This is a genomic window from Parashewanella sp. 2210YD4-3 (assembly GCF_056591735.1).
Genome location: NZ_JBWQOG010000002.1, coordinates 267,037 through 287,931 on the forward strand (window position 1 = coordinate 267,037; position 20,895 = coordinate 287,931).

Annotated in this window: 22 protein-coding genes; 2 read left to right on the forward strand and 20 right to left on the reverse strand. The window is 41.6% G+C overall.

The window, feature by feature from the left end:
• Window positions 1-17: 17 nt before the first annotated feature.
• The gene (locus AC1EU0_RS04470; RefSeq protein ID WP_480300724.1) at window positions 18-4,568 is read right to left on the reverse strand and encodes an ATP-binding protein; all 4,551 of its coding nucleotides are present in this window, start codon (window positions 4,566-4,568) and stop codon (window positions 18-20) included.
• 160 nt (window positions 4,569-4,728) lie between these two features.
• Between AC1EU0_RS04470 and AC1EU0_RS04475 the strand changes: the two genes are divergently transcribed.
• Window positions 4,729-5,640 (forward strand): LysR substrate-binding domain-containing protein, encoded by a 912-nt coding sequence (locus AC1EU0_RS04475; RefSeq protein ID WP_480300725.1) that lies wholly within the window; start codon window positions 4,729-4,731, stop codon window positions 5,638-5,640.
• 9 nt (window positions 5,641-5,649) lie between these two features.
• Entirely contained in the window at window positions 5,650-6,804 is a 1,155-nt protein-coding gene (locus AC1EU0_RS04480; protein ID WP_480300726.1) for a hypothetical protein, read from the forward strand.
• Between the two features lie 59 nt (window positions 6,805-6,863).
• Here AC1EU0_RS04480 and AC1EU0_RS04485 read toward each other — a convergent pair whose 3' ends face one another.
• The 19 genes from AC1EU0_RS04485 to sctD all read right to left on the reverse strand — a co-directional run bounded on the left by AC1EU0_RS04485 (window position 6,864) and on the right by sctD (window position 20,895).
• Complete coding sequence (locus tag AC1EU0_RS04485) at window positions 6,864-7,775, reverse strand: alpha/beta hydrolase (RefSeq protein ID WP_480300727.1); 912 nt, start codon at window positions 7,773-7,775, stop codon at window positions 6,864-6,866.
• 107 nt (window positions 7,776-7,882) lie between these two features.
• Complete coding sequence (locus AC1EU0_RS04490) at window positions 7,883-8,746, reverse strand: hypothetical protein (RefSeq protein ID WP_480300728.1); 864 nt, start codon at window positions 8,744-8,746, stop codon at window positions 7,883-7,885.
• Between the two features lie 20 nt (window positions 8,747-8,766).
• Complete coding sequence (locus tag AC1EU0_RS04495) at window positions 8,767-9,228, reverse strand: hypothetical protein (protein WP_480300729.1); 462 nt, start codon at window positions 9,226-9,228, stop codon at window positions 8,767-8,769.
• Complete coding sequence (locus tag AC1EU0_RS04500) at window positions 9,221-9,622, reverse strand: hypothetical protein (RefSeq protein ID WP_480300730.1); 402 nt, start codon at window positions 9,620-9,622, stop codon at window positions 9,221-9,223. The genes AC1EU0_RS04495 and AC1EU0_RS04500 overlap by 8 nt, the downstream gene beginning before the upstream one ends.
• A 13-nt stretch (window positions 9,623-9,635) precedes the next feature.
• Window positions 9,636-10,973: an EscN/YscN/HrcN family type III secretion system ATPase gene (locus AC1EU0_RS04505; protein WP_480300731.1), complete on the reverse strand. Its 1,338-nt coding sequence runs from the start codon at window positions 10,971-10,973 to the stop codon at window positions 9,636-9,638.
• Window positions 10,974-10,986: 13 nt separating this feature from the next.
• Window positions 10,987-13,044: an EscV/YscV/HrcV family type III secretion system export apparatus protein gene (locus AC1EU0_RS04510; RefSeq protein ID WP_480300732.1), complete on the reverse strand. Its 2,058-nt coding sequence runs from the start codon at window positions 13,042-13,044 to the stop codon at window positions 10,987-10,989.
• A complete protein-coding gene (locus tag AC1EU0_RS04515) occupies window positions 13,041-13,403 on the reverse strand; it encodes a type III secretion apparatus (protein ID WP_480300733.1) in 363 nt (120 codons plus the stop codon). Before AC1EU0_RS04515 ends, AC1EU0_RS04510 begins: the two co-directional genes overlap by 4 nt.
• A gap of 84 nt (window positions 13,404-13,487) precedes the next feature.
• Window positions 13,488-14,513: a TyeA family type III secretion system gatekeeper subunit gene (locus AC1EU0_RS04520; RefSeq protein WP_480300734.1), complete on the reverse strand. Its 1,026-nt coding sequence runs from the start codon at window positions 14,511-14,513 to the stop codon at window positions 13,488-13,490.
• Window positions 14,514-14,536: 23 nt separating this feature from the next.
• Window positions 14,537-15,250 (reverse strand): type III secretion protein, encoded by a 714-nt coding sequence (locus AC1EU0_RS04525; RefSeq protein WP_480300735.1) that lies wholly within the window; start codon window positions 15,248-15,250, stop codon window positions 14,537-14,539.
• Window positions 15,247-15,906 (reverse strand): type III secretion system domain-containing protein, encoded by a 660-nt coding sequence (locus tag AC1EU0_RS04530; protein ID WP_480300736.1) that lies wholly within the window; start codon window positions 15,904-15,906, stop codon window positions 15,247-15,249. Before AC1EU0_RS04530 ends, AC1EU0_RS04525 begins: the two co-directional genes overlap by 4 nt.
• 29 nt (window positions 15,907-15,935) lie before the next feature.
• Entirely contained in the window at window positions 15,936-16,661 is a 726-nt protein-coding gene (gene sctJ / locus AC1EU0_RS04535) for a type III secretion system inner membrane ring lipoprotein SctJ (protein ID WP_480300737.1), read from the reverse strand.
• Window positions 16,658-17,017, reverse strand: a complete 360-nt coding sequence (gene sctI, locus AC1EU0_RS04540) for a type III secretion system inner rod subunit SctI (protein ID WP_480300738.1) — start codon at window positions 17,015-17,017, stop codon at window positions 16,658-16,660. The genes sctJ and sctI overlap by 4 nt, the downstream gene beginning before the upstream one ends.
• 12 nt (window positions 17,018-17,029) lie before the next feature.
• Window positions 17,030-17,335 carry an EscG/YscG/SsaH family type III secretion system needle protein co-chaperone gene (locus tag AC1EU0_RS04545; RefSeq protein WP_480300739.1) on the reverse strand — a complete coding sequence of 102 codons (306 nt, stop codon included), beginning with the start codon at window positions 17,333-17,335 and terminating at the stop codon, window positions 17,030-17,032.
• Between the two features lie 32 nt (window positions 17,336-17,367).
• Window positions 17,368-17,583: a type III secretion system needle filament subunit SctF gene (gene sctF, locus AC1EU0_RS04550; protein WP_480300740.1), complete on the reverse strand. Its 216-nt coding sequence runs from the start codon at window positions 17,581-17,583 to the stop codon at window positions 17,368-17,370.
• Window positions 17,584-17,595: 12 nt separating this feature from the next.
• The gene (locus tag AC1EU0_RS04555; protein WP_480300741.1) at window positions 17,596-18,294 is read right to left on the reverse strand and encodes a helix-turn-helix domain-containing protein; all 699 of its coding nucleotides are present in this window, start codon (window positions 18,292-18,294) and stop codon (window positions 17,596-17,598) included.
• Between the two features lie 102 nt (window positions 18,295-18,396).
• Entirely contained in the window at window positions 18,397-18,972 is a 576-nt protein-coding gene (sseB, locus tag AC1EU0_RS04560; RefSeq protein ID WP_480300742.1) for a type III secretion system translocon protein SseB, read from the reverse strand.
• A 66-nt stretch (window positions 18,973-19,038) separates the two neighbouring features.
• Window positions 19,039-19,449, reverse strand: a complete 411-nt coding sequence (locus AC1EU0_RS04565) for a hypothetical protein (RefSeq protein WP_480300743.1) — start codon at window positions 19,447-19,449, stop codon at window positions 19,039-19,041.
• 2 nt (window positions 19,450-19,451) lie between these two features.
• On the reverse strand, window positions 19,452-19,676 hold the full coding sequence (locus AC1EU0_RS04570) for a hypothetical protein (protein WP_480300744.1): 225 nt from the start codon (window positions 19,674-19,676) through the stop codon (window positions 19,452-19,454).
• 10 nt (window positions 19,677-19,686) lie between these two features.
• The gene (gene sctD / locus AC1EU0_RS04575; protein WP_480300745.1) at window positions 19,687-20,895 is read right to left on the reverse strand and encodes a type III secretion system inner membrane ring subunit SctD; all 1,209 of its coding nucleotides are present in this window, start codon (window positions 20,893-20,895) and stop codon (window positions 19,687-19,689) included.

Genomic DNA, 20,895 nt, shown 5'->3' on the forward strand with positions numbered 1-20,895 from the left:
TTATTAAAGGCTTGTGGTTATTCGTCTACTGGCGATACCACAAACATTAGGTCACCTTGTGAAATTTGCTGTCCATTAGTATTCAAAATACGCTCGATACGGTATTTTTTATCTTCTGGATACAACACGGCATCTTTACGGTTGAAGCCTGCAAGATTCACCTGCGAGAACATCTTCATCGCTTCTGTCAGTGCCAGTGTTTGGTCTGTTGTAACAATGTCACCTTCTTCAACAAAGTTTGGCTCACCCGGCGCTGGAGAGGTATAGAAGATACCTGCACCTTGTGACAATACCTTCAGCTCGTTGCTGTCACCAACACGTAGTGATTCAGTCGATACACCAGCGGTTTCAGATGCCGCCTCCATTTCTTCGATTAGAGCAGGAATATCAAGCTCAGCCATCAAGCGAGGTAGATAGTTGGTATCGTACACACCTTGACGGAAGGTGTTATCTTTCAGGATACGCTTCAACAATGGAATGTTAGTTGCGATGCCTTTGATCACCACTTGATCTAGATACTCAACAAACTGATCAATCACTTGCTCACGGCTCTCACCACGCATGATCACCTGAGCAATCAAGCTGTCGTAGTAGGGTGATACTTCTTTATCGGTTGCCGCAATTGAGATGATTTCAATATCGTCACGCTCAGGGAAGTTACATTCAGTGATCATACCTGGGTTTGGTAGCAACTGAAGGATGCCTTCGCTATCTAATGCCGCTTTCTCTGCCGTGATACGAAGCTCCATCGCATAGCCCACTTCTTTTGGCTCTAGCTCAGCGATTGATTCACCCGCTGCAACACCAAATTGTGCGCTTACGATATCGATACAAGACGTTGCTTCAGTAACTGGATGCTCAACCTGTAGACGCGTGTTCATTTCCATGAAGTACACTTCGTTGGCATCTAGGTTATAGATAAACTCAACCGTACCTGCGCCCATGTAGTCCGTCGCTTCACCCAGTGCACGAGTGTATTCCATCACTTTCTGCTTAAGCTCAGCAGGTAACATGGTTGACTCAGACTCTTCAATCACTTTCTGGTTGTTACGCTGTACAGAACAATCACGAATACCCAGTACTTTCGTGTTACCGAACTTATCACGTAGAAGCTGGACTTCGATGTGACGTAGCGAAGTTACGTATTTCTCTAGGTATAAGTCACCGTTACCAAAGGCTGCTGCTGCTTCGGTAGAGGTTTTTTGGAACAAGAAGATCATGTCTTCTGGCTTCTCAACAACCTGAATACCTTTACCGCCACCGCCTTGTACCGCTTTAAGCAACACAGGGTAACCGATTTCGTTAGCCACGTTCACCGCTTGCTCAGCGTTGTTCAAAATACCGTGCGAACCCGGAACGACTGGAACATTTTGCGCTTGTGAAGTCTTAATCGCGTTCGACTTGTTACCCATAGTCGTCATCGACAATACACTTGGACCAACAAAGTTAACGCCGTTGTTTACACACAATGCCGCAAACTGTGGGCTTTCCGATAAGAAACCGATACCAGGGTGAAGTGCATCTACCTGCTCGTATTCAGCTACTTTAAGAACTGAGTAAGCGTTTAGATATGATTCATCAGACGTGTTACCACCGATACAAACCAGCTTATCGTTCTCTTTCAGCATTTCTGCTGGAACGGCTGTCATATCCGGATCTGACGCCACCAATACCACATTGATATCGTTGTCGTGGGCTTTACGAATAAGCTTAACCGCCGTACAGCCACGAGCATGGATAAGCACTTTATCCATTGGTTTCATCAAGGCACGAGGATCGTCTTGCTCAATAATTTCTTCTTCTGCTTGAACTTCTGGAACAAGCGTAGAGAATGCACTTGCAATCACATCATTGATTTCTTGGCTAGGAAGCGGCATCAATGGGTCGATACTTGTTAGCTGTGCATCTAGCGTATTGCTGAATGGGTTGTTCACTAAACCGTTCATCGCACCCGGTACTTTTGACAAGTAGTTCGAAAGCGTTGACGTTGATGGCAAGTAAGCTGGAACCACCATTTGACCCGCAAACGGCATGTTCGTACCAGATAGGTAGTAAGTTTGCACAAGTGGGTGAGTTACAAAACTTGCCTGTGCACCACCCGTACAGTCACCATAACCGAACATCATTACTGGTAATTCGTTATCACGAATAAAACGAGTAATACGGTCGTTCACTACCGCCATTGAGAATAGCGCTGCCGCACCTTCTTTGGTTTGCATACCACCTGAACTGATAAAGCACACAACAGGTAGCTTACGCTTAGCACATTCAATCAATAGTGAACTGAATTTCTCAGCACTCGCCATATCAAACGCACCCGCTTGGAATGCCGTGTTAGAAACGGCAACACCTACACGTTGCTTTTGACCATTATTGTCAAAGTCAGCCAAACCTGTGATCAAGCCACAAGGGCGAATGCCTTTATCTAACGCATCTTCAATCGATAAACGGAAACCAGGGAAGTTCAGCTGGTTTGCGGTCATCTTATCGGCATCAAGCTCATCAAACTGAGTAAAGAACTTACCAATGATGTTTTCCCAGCTCATCTTGCCAGAGCGTTTCTCATCACGAAGCACTTTCTGGATCAACAAGTCTTGGTAACCCATGGTTAGACGGTTCCAGAAGTCTTTACGACGACCGATACGCACTGGATTAATCGCACCTGTATAAGCACTTTGATCGTTTTCACTGTCAAAGTATTCAGGCAATAGACGCTCGAAGAAGTAAGTCAAAATTACGAACAAGCTGTCGTTCAATTGTGGGAAACCAACACTCTTCCAAGATTCAACGCGAGTCAGAAGTTCAGCGCGGTTAGACTGAGACATAAAGTACTTCAGCCACTTGTAGAACTTGCTCTTATCGTTGGCAATATCTTGAGTCGAAATCGCTTTATCAATCGACGTGTGCAATAGGTTATCTACTGACGCACGAGACAAGCTCTTCGACATCATGGCTTCTTTCGCGATAGACGCTAAATTAACCACAACATTGTCATACAAAGAGTTGAAGATCAGAATGTTGTAGCATTGCCAGATGAAGTCTTCACGTAGCTCATCATTCACGACTACATCAAGAACGGTTAACTGATTTAGCTCAGGCCAATCTTTTTGAGTGACATCGGCTGGTAGGTTTTCTAGGTGCGCAATCAAGCCTTTAAAGTTGTTTGCCGCATTGCCTTTCCAACGATGGTATAGCGACCAACCGATGTTGAACAATAGCGCCTTACGTGCTTTTTTGTAGTTCTCTTTTGGCTCACCCAAAATCAAACGAGTGATCATGTTACGCTCTTCAGAGACCTCTTCACGCTTAGAAGTAAAGGTTCCCCAAAGCTTATTTAGCTCGTCGTCATAAACGATTTTATCTGGGCTAGATAACCAAGTTTGGAAAACTTTATCTTGCTCTTGCTGAATACGCGCCAGCAAATCACCTTCAGGTACACTTACTTTAGATAAGCGACCATATTCCCCTTCAGGAATTGAATGAATACGGCTACGGAGCGTTAAGTAACGCAGGTAACGGTATGCACTACCAAACAGGTTAAGGTGCATGGTCGGGTTACTTGCAACTTCAAGCTCAGCATTGTGCTCAAGTGACTGTAGGCTGTCAGAAGGATTTAAGAAACGGCTTAGTGAACGGTCATAGTGCGCACGTAAATCATCAGAGTCACGAACAAATTCAATCGCAGCTTTCTCTACCGCTTCAATCGAGCTGATAATAGCGCGACGCAAATTATGTTGACGCTCATCTTTATCAAATGGAGTGAAGTCAATGATGCCGTCAATACAGCCGTGGCTGTATAACTCTTCAGGAGATACACCTACCGATTTAGCACATTCTTGCCAAGACAAATTGTACTTACGAGCGATGCTTTGCAAACCTTGAGGCTGAATAGTATTGAAAATACCATCGCGCAGAGATAAAAGAATGTTTGCTGCAGCTAATGGGATCGCCCCGCCAGAGTACCCAGCGCCGATAACGATACCAACCGTTGGTACGTCAACGTTAGCACTTTCTGCAATCGCTTTAGAGATTGAGTGCGCTTGGTTTTGGCTGTTTGCCGCTTCACCCGCATCCGCTCCGGGAGTGTCAATCAGATATACGATTGGCATTGACAGCTCAGCAAAATGGCGGATTGCTTTACACGCTTCTAAATGATGCTCAGGCATCCAAGCGCCATTTGACGTTGTGCGCTCTTGAGCAATAAAACCAATACGGCGAGTGCGAGCACCAAAATGCAATTCTACTTCAGCACTATAAAAAGGCCCTACTGATTTTTCAGTAACGATTTTACCCTTTAGATCCGCAATCATGCGCTTGGCGCCGGGGCGGTTTTTATCTTGGGTCGGTTGAATGACTTTACTGACGTAACCATCGACATCAAGTAAAGATAAACTTTTTAAATTTGCCTGAATGCTGTCTTCATCCAGTAAACCTTTCACTTCGTCCGACAAGCTTTGCTTGCTGTGTTTGGGAAATAATGAAAAGTCATTGGCTAATTGTTCAGCTTTTAAAAAGAGTACATCAGCACCATCATTGTGGGTAGTTGCTGGCTGTTTCTTGCTGGTCATCCTAAGATCCTCTGCTTATCCTAGCCTCTAGGCCTTAACTATTTTATGTCTAGCTAACTAGCCTGATTTTTTATTAGAGTAAATATAACTTTTATCTATCTCAAATTGCCATTAAACTGACTTAGACACTTTGTTCCATATTTGAGACAGTGGTAAAAACATGCCTGATTTGAATGGGATGATGCTCTTTGCTGCCGTTGTTCGCGCTAAGGGTTTCTCACAAGCCGCCCGAGATACTGGGCTACCAAAATCGACCATTAGTCGTAAAGTTGCTCAGCTTGAAGAGCAACTTGGAGTACGATTATTACAGCGAGATACTCGCAATTTGAGCCTGACTCAAGTTGGGGCCTTGTTCTATCAACACTGTGACAGTATCAGTCACGAAATCGAAGCAGCCAAAGCGACCATCGAAAACACCCATAATGATGTGTCAGGATCATTGCGAATTGCCATCCCAGTTTCCTTTAGTCAGGAACTGATTGCCAACTTGGCAAGCGGATTTATGCGACTTTATCCTAATGTCACCCTAGATATCCAGTTTACTGACAACGATGTTGGACTGGTCGGAGAAGGTTACGATATCGCCATCAAGTATGGTCCTCTACAATCTTCAGACCTCGTTGCGCGACTTTTGTTCGAAAGACAACCCATTCTAGTTGCCAGCCCCGGTTATTTAAAAGCCAATGGGACACCCGCAACACCGACCGAACTATCTGTACACAAAGGAATTATGCTAGGTAGTTCTCGCTCAGTACCAATATGGCCGTTAGGTAAAGGCTCACGCAAGACCATGGTGAACTTTCAAAAAAAAGTTAGCGTAAACAGTGCCACTATGGTGAAAAAACTTGCTCTAGATGACTTTGGTATCGCCATGGTATCTAATATGAGTTGCAAAAAAGAACTCGCTAACGGTACCTTAATACCGATTTTGCAAGAATGGCCGATTGAAGCCACCAAGATTTATGGCGTCTATTCCAGCCGTCGACAGCTTGCTACCAATATTAGTACTTTTTTGGATTTCTTTGCCAAACGCTTTTCAAGCCAAGAGTCATTACAAATATTAATGAACTAAGGAATAGACATGCTACGCCATTTTTCATCGAATTTAGCACTTATCGCTTGCATAAGTTGCTTCTCGCTTCATGCCGCACAACTTGATGTAGAAGAGTCACGTTTAGTAAAGGCTGATGAACAAATGCCAACCGTCGTTGAGCGTTATCAATCTAACTTACATACACTAGGTACTCAATTAAGTGAAAATAATGAGCAGACCTTAACGCATAGAGTGACTCAACAAGCCAAAACACTATGGCAACGAGCCGTCTCAGATGTTCAAGCAGGCCATCAAGATGATCGTAGCTTATATTGGGCACGCCTTGCGATGCGTAAACAGCTTAAGCAATACCAAACACAAGCTAAGTGGCCGAAGTGGCAACTCAAGGTGATGCTAAACGGCATCGAATCAGCTTCAAGAGGAATCAGTGATGTTCATTTTGATGATGACGTCGATATCAAAATTCTACTTACTGGCTTTGATCCCTTCTTTCTTGATAGAAATATTGCCCAAAGCAACCCCTCGGGATTAAGCGCACTTGCCCTTGATGGTTTCCGGTTTAAAGTCCACGGCAAAAAAGCCCAAATTGAAACCATGATGATCCCTGTTCGGTTTGCTGATTTTGACGCTGGAATGATCGAGTCCATTTTTACACCAGCATTCAGAGATAAAAAAGCAGACATGATTTTCACGGTCAGCATGGGGCGAGAACATTTTGATTTAGAGCGTTTCCCAGGGTTAAACCGCAGTTCAAAAGCCCCTGGTAATTTAAATGTTTATACAGGCGCAACCAAAAGCAAGCCAATCGCCCCACGCCTCAAAAACCAAGTATTACATGGCGCACAATTTGTTGAATTTACTCTACCTGTAAAAGCCATGCAGTCAGTGAAAGGAAAATGGAAAGTCATAGACAACCATAAAGTTACTACTTTAGAGCGGGGTGAACATGAAGCGAAATCTTTGCATGCACTCCAACAACAAACATCTGTTGAGGGCTCTGGCGGCGGTTACCTCTCTAATGAGATCTCATACCGCACAATTCGATTAATGGAGCAGTTTGACCATATCATCCCTGTCGGCCACATTCATACGCCACGTATTAAAGGCTATGAAGCTCAAACTGAAAAGCAAATCGTAGATCAAATTCGTAACATGATTAAAGCTGCAGCTGGCACGTTATAATAATTTTTAGAGCTAACTGATACCCAGAATACACTAAACTCTGGGTATTACTTTTACTTTCACAGTTTATTTAGCCAATCTTGAATTGCAGAGATAACCCTTAGGCTTTGTGTATTTCCATTTATGTCTTTAAATTGGTGATCAAGACCTTCAAAAACCAAGTATTCTATTCCAATATTATTGTTTTTCAGTATCTCAGCCTGCTTTTCTGATTCAATAGGAGATACATTAAGATCTAATTCAGATTGAATAACGAGTAATGGAATTTTTAGATTAGAAAGAAGCTCTGTCTGGTCTAGCGTTAACATATCTTGCCACCACTTAATACCATGGCCACTCATTTCAGTTCTTAGCATTTCCCCTGTCAGCACTGCTTTTGTAAAAGATTGAAAACCTTTTTTAGCAGCGATTAATCCTTGTTCAGGTATCGTTTGCTCCATATTATATAGAACATCATTAATAAAAAACCGTCCACCTCCATTCAAGCTGATTACAGCTGAGACATCTTCTCGTTGTGCTGCAAGCATACCCGCTACAATTGCTCCTTCGCTACCACCTAATACAACAACTTTTTGATAGTTATGGCTTTTAGATATATGTTCCAACACCTGTATATAATCTTTAACTCTTTGATTAGGAGAATCATTCTCGATAAACTCGGTTGGACAGGTGACCCTTTCACCTAATCTTAAGGTAGGGCTTATACCATACTTCTCAACAATCAAAATATCTGCATCAGGCAGTACTTTTGTAAACGTTGAATTTAAATTCTTATTATGAATGATACTTTTACATTCTGAACCTTGTATTAGAAGCAGTAGTGCCTGCCCCGATCTAGTTTTCAAGACATAACTAATATTGGTTCCATCGGTTCGCTTTAACGAACTTAATTCATTTGAAAGGCTAAATTTTGAAAAAAGCGAAGATATAAAAAATACGGGTACCAAAAGAAGAATATGCATCCCTTTCATTAAATTTCCTATTATTTGAGTTCTACAATCAACTCAATCTGACAACAGAATTTTTAAAAGTTCAGGAAATTCAGACAAATCTGCAGGAATTAGATTAACTCAGGCATCTACAACAACTTAGCAATTAGACCGTCAGTACTTCTTAGCAAGGATATATATCCAAAATTCTCTTTATGAGACGCATCGGTTTGACGACATAAGCTTACTTGTCCATGATTAACGAATTTAACAGGGGTACTTTCACCTTCAGTCATGGTTCCTACATCTGCGAGGCTTAAAGATACACTCGCGAGTTCTGCAAGCAAAGGCGAGTAGTGAAAATCAATTTCGGTAAGCACTTCTTCCACCAGCATAACTTTGTCACCTGTTTCGGGGTCATCATGGATACGAACTTTAGCAAGAGGACGTTGCCACCATAAGATAGCTTGACCTTGTTCAATATCAGCTTCAGCATCCAACCAAAGGCCATTTCCCGCTTCGGGTAACTCTGGCTGTGATTGAGTTTGCGGGATATAGCCAGCAATCAAGCTCAGTGAAACACTAGGTGAATCAGTCACACAAGGCGCCCAATGAGACACCATAGGTTGCCATTCATTAACAGGCCACTCTACTAGCACACAGCGAATACCATTTAAGGTTAATACGGGATAAACATCTTGCTCTAGAGTGTGGTTACGAGGGGCTTCCGACACCGATTCAACCAACCATTGGCCTACAACTTCAAAAATAGCAGCGCTCATACAAGGAACAAAATCTTCAGGTAACTTATCTAGAACCGATATTCCAGTATGATCGACAACAGCTTTTTTCCAATCAGAAAGTGGCACCCATATGCCGATGCCTTCTGCCATACTTTGGTGCTGCCAAAAAAAACCATCTCCACCTATGGACTTGATTTCTAATCGGCAATTTTGAGCTTCTAAGCCCTTACCTATCACTCGGCTAACTTCTAACAGTACGCTGCTTTCCATCAGGGTTCCTATTCTTGTTGCTACTCTCTAGCTGCCTGAACGTTGATATGAACTTCGTGCTTTCGGCCTTTCAGATTATCTAATATTTTAGGCATGGCATTATTTATGGCTTTGGCTTGACGTTCATTTTTAGGGTGTAAACTAAGCCTTATTCCCCGTCTATCATAATTCGCTTGTATGATTAATCCCGTCATTGGACCATTTAACATGCGATAACATAGCATGTCGCCTTGCCTAGAGACCTCGGCACTACCTAACTTACAGACACCACCATCTCGACTTAAAATCGATTTTGTCGTGTTATTGACGCCCTTACTCTTTTTATTCTCCATTTCAAATTCATCTTGTTTGTGATGAAATGGATTAAACAGCTCTTTAAAGTGTTTTACTTCCCGTGACTGCGGGTCGGCTTTTTTGTCTTTGTTTTCATGTTCGCTTGAGGTGACATGCTGTGAACGATTTACGTTAATCGAATTACTCATCAAACACCGCCTGCAATTTTTCCTGATCCTTAACTAACTGTAGTACTTCTCGATTAAGTTGCTCGATGGTATTGTCCGTTTCATGAATTTCATGTTGAATACTAACCACCTTTTCTGCCAATTCTCGCTCTTTCTGATATTGCTGTGATTGCAGCAACTTAAACTCAGATAATTCGTTATGACCTAACGATTCGCTAGGTACCGTACCATTTCTAATTTGTTCTATCAGTTGATGACGTTCACGTATTGTTTGCTGACGTTGATCTTTGAGCGCTTGTTTTTGTTTTTTTACCTCGCTGATTTTACGCCTAAGTTTATCCTCTTTTTGCGAGCGAATTTTTAAGATTTGTTTTAATGTTTTTTTATCTTTAATATCCAGCTGCGACTCTTTCATAGCATCGCCTCAATTAACGAGATACCGCACGGGCAAGCTGACTTTGAGTTTCATCGTAGGAACTATATTCATTCATATCCTGTTTTAAGAAACTCATGATCCCAGTATGCAAGGCGATGGCTTCGTCTGTCTCTGGATCTTGCCCTGACTCATATTCGCCGACTCGTATAAGTAACTGCACCTCTTCATATTTGGCGAGCATATCACGCAATTTAGCAGCAGCTTGCCGTTGTTCAGGACTGACGATTTGATCCATGACACGACTCACACTGGCATTGATATCGATTGCGGGGTAATGCCCTGAACCAGCCAACTTACGTGACAACACAATATGGCCATCAAGTAATGAACGCACTTCGTCAGCGATGGGTTCATTCATGTCATCGCCTTCCACCAATACAGTGTATATTCCAGTAATGCTTCCTATTTTGGCAGGGCCTGCACGCTCAACTAATGAAGAAAGTTTTACAAATACACTCGGAGGAAACCCATTTGAAACCGCAGGTTCGCCAGCAGCTAGGCCAATTTCACGCGCACTTCGAGCAAAGCGTGTTAATGAGTCCACCATTAACAATACGTCTTTGCCTTGATCGCGGAAATACTCAGCAATCGTGGTTGCGGTGATTGTGGCTTTCATTCGCTCAAGAGGTGGTCTATCTGACGTAGATACCACCATCACAGTACGTTTTCGCGCTTCTTCGGATAGGTTATATTCCATAAACTCACGAACTTCACGTCCCCGCTCTCCTACTAGAGCTAAGACGATAACTTCAGCTTCACAGTTTGATGCGATCATGCCCAGTAAAGTCGACTTACCACCACCTGCGGCCGCAAAAATACCAATACGTTGACCCACACCACAGGCTAATGCACTGTCTATGGCTCTTATTCCCATCGGCATTACATCTTTTATTAAGCTTCGACTTAAAGGATCGGGTGCCTTGCCTTGATTGTCGCGAATTTCGGAAGCCGCAATATCACCATATTCATCAATGGGTCTACCCAGTCCGTCTACGACTCTACCTAATAAGCTATCACCTAAAGCTATTTGATGACCATGGCCCAATAGCTCAACGGGTTCATCAGTCTGTAGCCCTGTAGTAGCATCAAAAGGGGATAGAATCGCTTCATCTTCTTTAACAGCGATTACTTCAGCATGCAGTTTGCCGGCAATTTCACAAAGATCCCCTTGGTGGGCTCCGGCCAATGTTGAACGTACCAAAGTAGAGCCGACCTCTTGTACTCGACCAAAAAAACGTACGGGAGGCGCCATACTCTCTATTTGATATGGCTTAAAAAATACTGCCTTATCTATGGCTTTTACAAGAATCGACTTTTTAGGTAACTGCATCACTTTCCTCTCATTAAGCATTCATGGCTTCATCGAGGGCTTCACCAACAAGATCAACGTGATCAAGAACTTTAATCTCAACGTCATCACCCAGTTCTTGGTATGACAATACAGGTGTATTGAACATATCCCTCTCAACAATTTTTCTAAGATAACGGCGAACATCAAGTGAAGTTAGTAATGCACATTGTTGATTATCAGGAAGTAATTCTTTAATAGCATTTAAAATCATCTGAGTTTGAGCACTATTTAACACAGAATACGAACCAGCCGTAGATTGACGAATAGACTCTCGAATTAAGTTTTCAATACCTTCACCAACCATAAGAGCTGAAATCCACCCTTGTTGATTAGAAAATTTACGGCGAATGTGACGTCTAAGCGCAATACGAACATATTCAGTGAGCATGATGACGTCTTTTTCTTTTGGGACCCATTCGACTAAGGTTTCAAAAATAGTCCGTAAATCTCGAATCGAAATTCCTTCTTCTACTAAGCGCTGTAAGATCTCCGCGACTTTACCTACCGACAGCAATCGCTGTAATTCACGGATAAGTTCGCCATATTTGTTTTCCATCGCATCCATTAAGAAGCGAGTTTCTTGCACACCAATAAATTCGCCTATGTAGCGATCCACTACCTTATTAATTAAACAAGTAGGGATGGCTTCACCTTCAACCACAGTGAGATTTTGCTGCTTAGCCTCTGCAATTTGTGATTCTTTTATCCAAAAGAGATTTTGCCCATTAAAAGCCATGGTTTCTTGTCGCGACTCTATGTCGGTAAATGGCGCGTCCAATAACGCTTCTTCAGGTTTAAGCTGCACTTGCAGAACAGGCTCTTGATACAAATGAATATCACATTGACCCGGAATGTCTTTTTTCACTACCTGTAACTGTATTTCAGGTAAAGGAACACCGAGCTTTTCGAATAATGACCATCGCAATCGGTGAAGGTTTTCTTTCATACCTTGATGCGGCGTATCTGAACCTAAATACAACATCAATGGCACAGCACCCGGTTGCATTTTTGCATCATCAGAGGCTTCTTCGCCCCCTTCAGCAAAGGGGATGGGTTCTTCTCCAGCTTCACTTTGCTTCTGCTGTTTTCGTCCTAACCACCATGTTGTAAATAATGTCAAAAATCCAAGAGAACCAAATACCCACAATGGAAAACCAGGGATCACAGCGAAAGTGATCATCACTATACCAGCCATTTGCAGCGAAGACGGCTGCTTTGTAATTTGGCTAACTACTTCTTTACCTAAGTTTTGTCTTGTTTCACCCGGTACTCGAGTAACAATCAAACCTGCTGTAATAGAAATGAGTAGTGAAGGAATTTGCGCAATCAAACCATCACCGACGGATAGAATTGAATAGGTGCTTACGGCTTCCGAAGCTGTCATGCCTTTTTGTAAAACACCAATTGAGATACCACCAATAATGTTAGTAAAAATCACAATAATACTTGCGATGGCATCCCCTTTAACAAACTTCATGGCACCATCCATCGCACCGTAAAGCTGACTTTCTTTTTGTACTTTTGCTCTGAGCCTTTTCGCTTCTTTAGCGTCAATCATTCCAGCACGCATATCACCATCGATACTCATTTGCTTACCCGGCATTCCGTCGAGTGAGAAACGAGCTGATACTTCGGCCACACGTTCTGAACCTTTGGTGATAACGATAAACTGAACAATGGTGATAATGGCAAAAATGATGATACCAACAGCTAAATTCCCACCCACCACAAAGTTACCGAACGTAAATACGATTTCACCAGCATCATGCTGTAATAAGATCAAACGGCTGGTACTAATGGTCAACGCCAAACGGTATAACGTGGTCACCAATAAGACTGAGGGAAACACTGAAAATTCTAATGGATCACGGATATAGATAGCGATCATCAATAGCATGACTGATAAAGCCAAGTTAATGGCAATCAATAAATCGATCAGTGGCGTAGGCAACGGAATGATCATCATGAACACTGCCACCATCAGCATGACAGCTAAAATAATGTCATGTCGCCCTGATATTTTATGAAGCCAATTGGTGATCATATTCATGATTCAGCTCCGTAACCTACCCTGTCTAAAAACTTTTGTTGTAACTTCAACATTTGAAACCAGTCTCTTCCTTCGCTACTTGTGGGACACAAACAGCTGATCATCAATTTTTGCTTAATGGTAAATAGTCGCTGAGGCACTCCCATGAATATTTGTGGATGCCAGCGTGCTAAACAAGGCTTTAAATCCAGTACTTGACTTTCCAATAACCAAGATGTCATAAGCAGGCGTTCTTCTTTAACTTCTAACATCACCCCGTATGGTGCCCAGTGGTATTCCATTTGCTCATCAATGGCTACCGGCCACTTCTCAAGTAGTTGAAACAATTCTTCTAGTTTTCGGGATGAGCGCAGATCCATGTTTTATCGGCACCTTACTCTATAGAAATTAGACACTTTCATAAGCTTAGGACTTCTATGAAAAAAAGATAAATATTTCATCGATTATTCTTCATCAGCCCATTTATCCATTAGGCCCAGCATGGCATCAGCCACATGAGATTGCTGTTCAGTGTCACGAAAGCAGGTATTTGGAATTTGTAGAAGTAAATCGCGCCAGCGGCGGAGAAAGCTATTTTGCCTGTCTTCATCTGTTATCAAAGGCTTGATTTTGCCCTCTAGCCATTCAGGGTAAACCCAAGATTGCTCGATCAATTCCAAACTTATCGCTAACACATCGGCTGATTTCACCTCATAAGCTCGTGCGAGAGCATTACAGTGTTCTTCAATACTCATAAAGATCATTAACCGCCTTAAATCATCTATTACGGTAACTATTTTCACCATATCAGTACTGGTACTGTCTTCATTTAATGAGTTTGAAAGTGCTCTTAGTAATACTCGAATACGTTTGCGCCTATCAGGCATATCTTTCAAATGATTGAACCATTTAGCTAATCCTGCCTCGCCGTGTTCTGCACGCTGATAGAGATTTTTTAAGGTCTCCAGTCCACCTTGATCGAGTGGCAGGCCTTCCATAGCAGCAATTAATGCTAGTTCGGCTCCTTCTTCGGACAATAATTCTTGGAGTTTCTTTCTAAGCTTTTCCTTTACTTGATCACTCATTTGCCCTGACGATATAACGGTTGCTAGAAGCAACATTACCTCGCCAGAATCCATGTTCATCTGTCCGACCTTGGCCAAGATGGCATCACCGTCATTTAAAGCTGACAACTCGCTGGCTAATGCCCCCATGCTTTCGGCTTGCTCGCCTTCTAGGCTAGCAGCTAACTCTTCTAGTGAAGTAAGGCGTGTTTCATCCTTTTGATTTTTACTCGACAGTTTTTTGAGAAAATTACTGGCACCTAGCCCGATATCTTCCATAGCTTCTTGCATGGATTCGTTTTGCACTTCGGCAAATTCAGCCGCCGCGAGAGCAGCGGTATTATGAGCAGGGTGCACTTGACCGTTAACCGATTGGTTTTCAGTTTGAGTGTTTAAATTTACGGTATTGGCACCATCAACTCTCATAGAAACGTTTTCCTGAATTCTACTTAGGGTTCAATTTGAGTTTCATTCTCTTGTGATTGCGCTTCATCTTCTATCGTTGGTATTTCATGCTCTTCAACAGCCGGTTTACTAATAAATACATCTAATAGCGTAGTTAAATGCTGCTCTAAATCGATACGTGCGGTTAACGCTTTTGAATGCAATTCAGCACTACCAGACGCCAACTGTGGCTCTACTTTTATGGTAAATTTTTCACCCAATAGCTCAGTTAATTTAGCCTCATCGTCGGCGGCCACAGATAAGGTCAACACACCTTCACCAACTTTTTCTACGACTTCTTCACTTAACCGTTGTGCTATCAATGCTGCTTTATCTTGCTCACCAGCCCACTGAGTGATCACCCTTTGCACTTGTTCAGCAATTTTAGGTTGGAGATCGCCTAATAATCGCTCAGTGAATTCAGCTTCATCTTTTACCCACTGCACAACTTCAGATATCACCGACTCTTCAGCCTGTTGCTGCCATTGCACTAAGTTTTCTTGTGCTTGAATTTCAGCTTGCTGCAATAGTTGCTCTGATTCTTCTCGATAGTGTTCACGTTGCTGATGTGCCTGTTGAAGTGCTTCTTGGATGCGATGCTTAACCTTTGCTTCCATATCCTGAAGTTCAAGCGATTGCTGCAGTAATTCAGCTTCCACAAGACGAGCTTCACCTCGTAAAACTTCACAAGATTCAACATTAATCATAAAAGCACTCATAAAAGACGCTCCAATCGAGTTAACCAGCGAGACATACTGATAGACTGCTTATCCAACGCCTTTAAATGCGCCACTAATGGCTTTGGCAATTCGTCGTTTTCAGCTGCAGGAAATGTCATTAACAACGCTTTCCAAACAATACTGTCATTCAATTCTTTTGAAAATTGGATTACAGCTAGTTTCAAGGCTGTATCCACAATATCCTTTTCAGCAACATCATTGATTAATGGCTTTAATTTAGACGTAGGTCTCTGAGGCCACAAAGCCCATACTTGCTGAATTTGGTCCGAAGTTAAAACTGTTTCCAGTTCCTCTCGGTAGGGTTTAAGGGATAAATAATCAGGACAATTTAAACAATACACACCATAAACCAACAACAACTCGATAAGCTTATCTTTACGTTGGATTAATGAATTATCTTGTTCAGTGAGTTTAGTTGGTAAGGGCTCATCAATCAGCCCTGCTCGGCTGACCACCATAGTTTCAATGCGGCGACCAAGTTCTGAGTGTGCATCATACTTTCCTTGCCACGCTTGTAGTCCAAGTTTTTTCCACCAACTGGGATGCATTTTTGCCATAGGACGCCAAATTAGCTCAAAGCTTTGACGTAAGGCTAATCCAGTATCGCTTGTAGACGAAAAGAAATCCTCACTCATTACGCACCCTTAAATTTACAGTACGGCCGTTATGACCGTCTCCGTAACCATACAACTCCAACCAAACTCAGTAAGAAGATTAATGACAAACCAATAATGGCTGGCATTTTGTTTTCTTCTATTACAGCGACGACTTCTGACCACATATCTTCGTCTTTAAGTGGAGGAGCAGATTGATAACCATAGTTTGCAGCTTGCAAGAACAAGGTTATGCGATCGTAGCTTAAACCCGGTACTGCATTTTGAACTAGGCTCTTAATTTCATTTTCTCGAGTTGATAAATTAGCCTGTGGTGAATACTTAATATATACCGAAGCAGATTTTTGTTGCTCTGTTTGAAATTGATCTTCTTGAGTCGGCTCAGCTATTGAAACTCTTGCGCTGATCACACCCTCAATATTGGATAAGGTACGCTCTAATTGTTGCTCTTTCAAAAATGCAATTTTGGCTTCTTCTTGCGCAGGAGATGTAACTAATTGGCCTGATGGAAACAAATCTTCAATATTGGCATACTTAGGCTTTGGCAACCCGTTTTGCCTTAACAAGGCCACGGCATTAATGAACTTATGCTCATCAATCATCAGAGTTGCCATCCCCGTTTTGTCATCAACCTTAGTTGTCGCACCTATATCATTCAATCTCAACAATGCCACCATTTGGTTAGCTTCTTCTTGAGATAAATTGCGATAGAGCTCAACTTTACAGCCAGCCAAAACAAGAATAAGTGGTAGAAGTAGTAAAAATCGAATTCTCATTGCATGCTCGCCAGCTTGTTGATGGATTGAGATAGTGAGCCAGCTATCTTGGCAAAAAGATCTACTTCGATAACAGCTTTAGTGATGTGACGCTGCCCTTCTAGAGCGGCAAGAGGCGACATGCTATGCCCAAGTTTGTGAGCCTGCAAGGGGTCAAGATTATCCAGTTTTTTTATCAACTGGTTATCATTTCCCGTTGATTCTAATTGTGCAGCTTTGTTGAGATCTCCAGCTCCAAGATTCAAGAGTTCCTGAAATTTTGCAGCAAGGTTATGATTGGCTTCTGGTTCGTCCTTGGTAAGCTGTTTATTTTTATTAATTTCAGCCAGTTGTCGTATCGTTTCTAAGTTAGGCATGCTGTTCTCCTATCACTCAGATAAAGTCGTAATTTGCTGATTCAATGCAACGTCTTTAGCTGAATTATTCATCCTTGCGCCAGAGAAGATAACGTATAAGGCTTTCGCTGAATCACTGGTACATGCATTTAATTGCTCTAACGCGCCATTTACGTCGTTAATTGCAAAATAAATAATACTGGTACAAATCCGCCTATCTTCTTCATCTTCGATAAGATCGGGAAACACATTAATAATGGCATGAGACTCTTTTTCTAAGCCATGATTAGCGGCAGCAAGCGCAGCTTCTACCAATAATTTTTTATGTTCACTTTCCATAATCAACTGTAATTCCTGACTATTAATTAAAATCAAATTTTGGCAATAATGCCTTGGATCATGTCTTTAATAGATTTGATAATGGCACTTTCATAGCCGACAAAATTAGAGTATTGCTGGATGGCAAACTGAGCTTTCAGCATTTTATCTGGATCGTTAATGTCTCCAGACTGCATGTTGCCTTGAATGTCTTTTGCTGATTTAGCTGACATCTCAGACAACTGACTAACGACTGTACTTAAATCCATTCTAGTACTCCTTTAATTCACGCTACTTCTAAGTGTAGTTGGACAACAGGAATATCGCCTTTTAAATGCATCAGTAAAATGAGAGCTATTGCTAAAGCCACTTTCATAAGCAATATCAATCACTTTCTTATCCGTACCTAGCAATTGCTGCCGAGCAAAACTCAGTCTTTTATCTAGCAACCATTTTTTGGCTGATACGCCGTAATTTTTATAAAAAATAAAATTTAGTTTTCTCACATCAACATTCAGATCGTCTGCAAAACGATTAACAGGCCAAGGCTTCATGAAGTTAGTTTCTATATATCGCAGTACTTCATCGTTATAAGCCAAAAAGTATTTGAATAGATTAGAAAAATAGACTTTATCCATACTAAGACAGTAAATGAATACGAATTTCATCAACATTTCTCGATTGGATATCAGCTGTTCAAACACCTTAACCAAATTTTGGTACACTGAAATCGCTTTTATTTCATCGATTCTAAAGTGATTCAGCCCTGAATGACTCTCTATCAATTCGGATATTTCGTTATAAAGAGCGTGCAATTCTCCTGGGTAGCAATAAATGCTTATCCAGCAATCACGGCTAATTGCTGACGCCGTTACATCTTCAGAAGTGACGATGAGTTGATTCGCTTCAATCTCGAACACTTCATCTCCACGATGCAGTTTCCCAGGCTGTTTAAATAACAATATTTGAATTGCACTCATGTACAGACCTTTTTCAATCCCAGTGAAAATACCTTATCCCTGATTGTAATAGAGCTGAGTTAGCGCAGTAATCAGGTGAACCCCTGATTTTAGTTTTAAGAATTAACGTATGTTTTGGGCAATATTCTTATTCATTTCTGACAGCAGAGTTTGAAGATGGTTGATCAAACTCACTAATACATTGTAGGTCTGCAAGATTTTTTGTAGTTGCAACTGCTGCTGAGAGACGAAATCAGACGCTTTATTTGAAGAGGTATCCAGCGAATTTTTTATTGCCGTCATCTCAGTGGAGTTTAGCTTTCCACCGTGTTTTTTTATGTAATCATCGATACCCATACCGTCGACGGTCAGGCTCGCTTGGTGGGCAAAATCTAAAATATTAGGCGGCAAAGAAGCAGTAGCATCTGGACCTTGATGATTAAGGTTGGCGATTTGCTCATCTACCTCATTAGACATATTGTGGGCATCACGGGAAAAGTTCTGTTTTTCAGTGAGCATGTTAAATTTATCATTTGCCTGCTCTGAAAACATATTCATATTGTTGTATAGGGTATTTATTCCATTAGAGAATACGGAATTGCCTTTAACAATATCTGAACCGTCAAATTTATCTGGTTGTGCGTCAGAAAACGTCGTCGATAACGTACTTCCTAAGCCTCTAATGTTATTCGATCCCATATCCCATCCTTGGTAATGTCGAAACTCGACTTTAAATATCCATTGAAACCCGACTTTAAGTAACCATTATAGATAACTTCTGACTTTTTTCTTTTTCACTTTAGGCTTATCAGCTTCTTCAGCCACTTCCGGTGCTTTAGAGTCAGTTTCATTTGAAGTATCAATAACATTTGATGCTGCAGCTTCATCACTGCCAATTTCTGTAAATTGCTGCTCAAGCTTTTTAAAATTTTGCCCAAGCTCATTCACTTTAGACATAACTTTTTGCTGTTGTTGATCAAAGCCTTCTGGAAAGGCTTGCTGCAAACGCATCAATTTTTCTCTCGCTTCAGGGTCCGTCTTTGCACGTTGCATTAAAGAACGTATTTCGGACTGCAGCGATTGAAACTCCTGTATTTGGTGGTTAATCGCTTCTTTGCGTTGCTGAATATCATTCATCACCGCTTTCAAATCTTGTAATACATCTACGTTATTCATAACTAGCCTCTTTTATCTGATTTCTTTTTAGAAACACGCTTTTTAAAACGCTTAAATAAAACATTCACTACTTTTTCTGCTGCATCAACAGCTTCAAGCAATGCCGCTTTATTGTCTTCTTTAGAATTTAGTAAGGCCTGTCTCATATCATCAATTTGAGTCTGATAGTGTTCTTTTGGATAGGTTCTGGATCGAATGTTGTCTTCTAGCTTAGTAATTCTTGGCATTTTCTGCTCCTTATAGCAGCAGTGGGATATGGATAACCTGCCCACTCTTACTTAAATCAATTCCGTTGATGTCGATAAATTTGATCACATATCCATTAGCAATCTCACTCCCCTGTGATAATCGCACTCCATTCTCAAGCTCAATAAAGGGATCATCACGACCTCCACCAAAGCTCACGATGGCCGACGTTAAAATACGGTTTACCTCATTCCTCACCGGAATATTCTGAAACACTAGCTTAATCCCACTTTGCTGAATTGGCTTGAGCGCTCTAGCCGCTTTCATCACCTTATCTTCCACTTTTCGGTCTACTTCTCCGGTGATTACAATTGCTTCATCCAGCTGTGTTAACATTAAATTAGCCAACAAATCTTTTTTTCGGAGTTCATCAATGAGAGTTTGTAATTGCACACCTGATTGATTCAAGACATGCCAGCTCATTAATCCTGATACTCCTTTGAGCATTTTAACGGCTTTATCCCACTCTTCACCGGCTTGTATAGCGCCAGTAATGGTGACGCTGCCAGGAGTTGGATCTTGAGTCACTGAGACATTTTTAAAACCATTTTGACCAAGAACTTGCCTTACATCTGTCACCAACTGATCGGTGCATTCGGCATGTTCGACGAATAAAATCCCGTGATTTTTCACTTCTTCGATAAACTGTGCCAACTTACGTGAATCATCACAGAAGCCATTAAAGGTAACCACACCATTGTCCGACCAAATTGCTTTTATGCCATCTAATTCATTTAAAGTGAGTCGTTGTGATACCCACTCTTGAGGGGTCACTTCATGTTGAGGGGCTTCTACAGGATCGACAAGTAATGCTAAAATAAGTAACGCTGAAAAAAACGAGAGTCCTATCAATAATAAGTTTGAAGCTCGTTTTTTAGTGATTTTACGTTTGGGAATGACTTTCTTTTCTATTTCTTCTGAGACAAGGCCTAAGATAAAAGCCATGCCTTCAATCTCAATTACTGAGCCTAAAGGGATTTCTGTAATAGCCTCATCTGGTTTAATCCCATCAATCCATACGGAAGCTTGAGTGACAAGTTCAACCTTGTCTTCACCCACACTAAACTCTACGAGTTTTAATTTTTCCAATACCGCAAGCACATCACCGTCTTCACCGACCGTGAATGTACCTTCTGGAATTGCTAATTGTCGCCCTGAAAGTGGACCGTTTAACCACAATATTTTAAATTTTGACGGCAT